Source organism: Helicobacter pylori FD535 (assembly GCF_000296015.2).
Taxonomy (GTDB): domain Bacteria; phylum Campylobacterota; class Campylobacteria; order Campylobacterales; family Helicobacteraceae; genus Helicobacter; species Helicobacter pylori_CT.
Genome location: NZ_AKHP02000057.1, coordinates 1 through 3,732 on the forward strand (window position 1 = coordinate 1; position 3,732 = coordinate 3,732).

At 40.4% G+C, this 3,732-nt stretch carries 3 protein-coding genes and 2 rRNA genes; 3 read left to right on the forward strand and 2 right to left on the reverse strand.

Translation table 11 applies throughout. From position 1 onward, the window contains the following. Positions 1–981 (forward strand): 23S ribosomal RNA (locus DV63_RS16050); the annotation flags it as partial. 235 nt (positions 982–1,216) lie between these two features. Next, positions 1,217–1,334: ribosomal RNA gene (gene rrf, locus DV63_RS16055) — 5S ribosomal RNA — on the forward strand. A 436-nt stretch (positions 1,335–1,770) separates the two neighbouring features. Here the strand turns inward: rrf and DV63_RS16060 are convergent. Beyond that, entirely contained in the window at positions 1,771–2,649 is an 879-nt protein-coding gene (locus DV63_RS16060; protein ID WP_001208617.1) for a YihY/virulence factor BrkB family protein, read from the reverse strand. Beyond that, a complete protein-coding gene (locus DV63_RS16065) occupies positions 2,649–3,497 on the reverse strand; it encodes a biotin synthase (RefSeq protein WP_001155623.1) in 849 nt (282 codons plus the stop codon). Before DV63_RS16065 ends, DV63_RS16060 begins: the two co-directional genes overlap by 1 nt. A gap of 130 nt (positions 3,498–3,627) precedes the next feature. Between DV63_RS16065 and DV63_RS18675 the strand changes: the two genes are divergently transcribed. After that, on the forward strand, positions 3,628–3,732 hold a 105-nt coding region (locus DV63_RS18675), incomplete at its 3' end, for a type III restriction endonuclease subunit R (RefSeq protein WP_080220068.1).

The window sequence follows — 3,732 nt, forward strand, 5'->3', positions numbered from 1 at the left end:
GCCGTAACTATAACGGTCCTAAGGTAGCGAAATTCCTTGTCGGTTAAATACCGACCTGCATGAATGGCGTAACGAGATGGGAGCTGTCTCAACCAGAGATTCAGTGAAATTGTAGTGGAGGTGAAAATTCCTCCTACCCGCGGCAAGACGGAAAGACCCCGTGGACCTTTACTACAACTTAGCACTGCTAACGGGAATATCATGCGCAGGATAGGTGGGAGGCTTTGAAGTAAGGGCTTTGGCTCTTATGGAGCCATCCTTGAGATACCACCCTTGATGTTTCTGTTAGCTAACTGGCCTGTGTTATCCACAGGCAGGACAATGCTTGGTGGGTAGTTTGACTGGGGCGGTCGCCTCCTAAAAAGTAACGGAGGCTTGCAAAGGTTGGCTCATTGCGGTTGGAAATCGCAAGTTGAGTGTAATGGCACAAGCCAGCCTGACTGTAAGACATACAAGTCAAGCAGAGACGAAAGTCGGTCATAGTGATCCGGTGGTTCTGTGTGGAAGGGCCATCGCTCAAAGGATAAAAGGTACCCCGGGGATAACAGGCTGATCTCCCCCAAGAGCTCACATCGACGGGGAGGTTTGGCACCTCGATGTCGGCTCATCGCATCCTGGGGCTGGAGCAGGTCCCAAGGGTATGGCTGTTCGCCATTTAAAGCGGTACGCGAGCTGGGTTCAGAACGTCGTGAGACAGTTCGGTCCCTATCTGCCGTGGGCGTAGGAAAGTTGAGGAGAGCTGTCCCTAGTACGAGAGGACCGGGATGGATGTGTCACTGGTGCACCAGTTGTTCTGCCAAGAGCATCGCTGGGTAGCTACACACGGATGTGATAACTGCTGAAAGCATCTAAGCAGGAAGCCAACTCCAAGATAAACTTTCCCTGAAGCTCGCACAAAGACTATGTGCTTGATAGGGTAGATGTGTAAGTGCAGTAATGCGTTTAGCTGACTACTACTAATAGAGCGTTTGGCTTGTTTTTTGCTTTTTGTATAAGATAACGGCAATAGAGCATGGATAAGTTACCACTGCCTTACTGAGTGTAAGAGAGTTGGAGTTTTATAAAGACTTTTATATTATAAACTTTGATTAGAATGAGATACTCTCTCAATGGTTTAAGATTAAGGGCTATTAACGATCTTCTTTGTTAAAAAACAGCTCCCTATAAAGAGAAAGGGGAGTTAAGGGTAAATGCGCTTTATCTTTAGCTCCCTTTTCCTTGTGCCTTTAGAGAAGAGGAACTACCCAGTTAACCATTCCGAACCTGGAAGTCAAGCTCTTCATCGCTGATAATACTGCTCTTTTCAAGAGTGGGAATGTAGGTCGGTGCAGGGATAGGGAAATGTTTTTTAGTCTTGCTTTTTATCTTTTTCTTAATCTTATTTTTAATGTTTAAGTTTGGCTTCAATGTTGTTGTTTGTTTTTGGGGTTGATTGTTTTATTCAAAGTCTTTTAGAGATTTAAGAAAGCGAGTTTGATGGCAAAATAAAATCTAAAATCATAAAATACAATCTAACGCAATAAAATAAAATTTAAAATCAAATTTTTTTAGAAAGTTTTATTCTTTAAAAAGTTATCGCTTTATAACCAAGATCTTTAGTTTGATTGTAAAAAACGCTTCTAGCGTTTTAGATTTTATTCTTTATTCCGTTAGTGTTGCTTTTTTATTTCTTTTGTTTTTAACTTTTTAGTTGGGGTTTTTATGGGGTTGTGTTTGAATGGTTTTTGTGTTTTGGGTTTTTAGAACCGATCTAAAAGAAAACTTTTTTCATCAAGTTTCTTTTTTAAAAAAGCCTAAAAATTTCTTAAACACTTCTTTAGGATCGAATGTGTCGCACACCTTGCACCCATACATGCCAATTAAAATCACAAGCCAGCTCACATACACCCAGCTCATCAAAAACCACAAAATAGAAACGCTCCCATAAAGCTCATGGTAAGTGCGGTTATACAGCACATAATAAGTGAAAGCCCATTTCAGCACATGCCAAGAAACGCTCGTAAAAAACACCCATAAAAACACCCAAAAATAATGTTTAAACACTTTATTCGTAGGAATGGTAAAAAGGATCAAAAAAAACGCATAAGTGCCTATCCATCTTAAAACATGCAACAAACTTGAATCTTTATCTTCAAAAAACACTTGGATCTTAATATCAAAAAACACCACCAAAGGCAGAGCGAATAAAAACACTAAAGTCGTGCCAAAACCCCAAAATAAAAAGATTTCTTTACCCTTAAAATGCGCGTAATCTCTGGGCTTTGCTTGAAAAATTTTTGATGCGATGGAGCGGTAGTTTTCACAAAAAAGCACCAACGCCACCAAAATAGACACTTCTTCAAGCGTGCCTAAGGCTATGTCTGTTTTTTTAAAATTTTCTAAAAAATCCTTAATCGCGCCAATGAGTTTGGGGGCGTTAGGGAAAATCAAGGCTTCCATTTCACCGCTGTGCGCTTGCATGTAATGAGACACAAAAAGACTAAACACAAACAACAAAATAGGCGATAAAGACAAAATCGTATAAAAACTCAAGCTGGAAGCGTAGTAAAACAATTCGCTCAAGCCCAAAAAGGCGTTTTTCAGACGCTCGGGGAAAATCATTCCAAGAAGGCGCAAAAACCCTCTAACGCTTTTAAAAAGTTCTCTCATTAATGACAGCTTGTCGCCATTGTCAAGCCATAAGAGAGCAGTTTTTCTATATCTTTTTTAGGGGCTTTGCCTTTGGTGGTTAAATAGTCCCCCAACACCACCGCATTGATGCCGTATTCAAAAAGCTTGGCTTCTTGTTTATCGTTATCTTTAAACACCACTTCACGCCCCCCAGCCACCATAAGCCTAGCGTTAGGCAAAAATTCCTTAGCCAAAAGCACGCATTCTAGGGCTTCATCTGCGCTTAAAGTCTCTGCATCAATGGGCAACACCGGGTTTTTAATGAAAAAATTAATGGGCGTGGTGTGCGGGGAGAGCGAAGCTAGTGCCCTGAGCATTTCAATCCTGTCTTCCCAGCTCTCATTAAGCCCAAAAATCCCCCCACTGCACAAGCCTAACCCCGCCCTTAAAGCGTTTTCGCATGTGATAAACCTTTCTTCCCATGTGTGCGTGGAACAAATTTTAGGGAAGAAATTTTGCGAAGTTTCTAAATTATGGTTATAGCTATGAATGCCCGCATCTCTTAAAAACTCTAATTGCTCCAAATCCGCACGCCCGCAGCATGCGATTAAATGCAAGCCTAATTCTTCTTGATTGATGGCTTTAGCTAATTTAGCGATATATTCGCATTTTTCATCGTCTAATTCACGCCCTGAAGTAACCAGACAAAAACCTAAAGCCCCTAATTCCCTTAACGCTCTAGCCTCTTGTAAAACCACTTTTTCATCTTTAAATTTATAGCGTTTAATCGCTCCTTGGTGGTGTGAGCTTTGCGTGCAATAGGCGCAATCTTCTTTGCAATCCCCACTGCGCACATTGGAAATAGAACATAAAAAAATCTCTTGCATAATCATTCCTTTGTTTTAAAAAAGTTGGTTTTTTTGGATTGATTATAGCAAAGAAAAAGAAGCGCTTTTGATTTTAGGGGCTTTATTCCATTAAATATTAAAACTAAAACTTTATTTGATTTTAATTTAATTGTTCGCTCGTGCCTTTAAAAGCAATCTCAAAACTTTACGCTATAATTTCTTCACTTTTTCATTAAGGGATTTCATGCAAGATTCATTCAAGGTTACCCCCCCC

Coding starts and splice junctions, on each gene's coding strand:
- DV63_RS16060 (WP_001208617.1), bottom strand. CDS start 2,649: ATGAGAGAACTTTTTAAAAGCGTTAGAGGGTTTTTGCGCCTTCTTGGA.
- DV63_RS16065 (WP_001155623.1), bottom strand. CDS start 3,497: ATGCAAGAGATTTTTTTATGTTCTATTTCCAATGTGCGCAGTGGGGAT.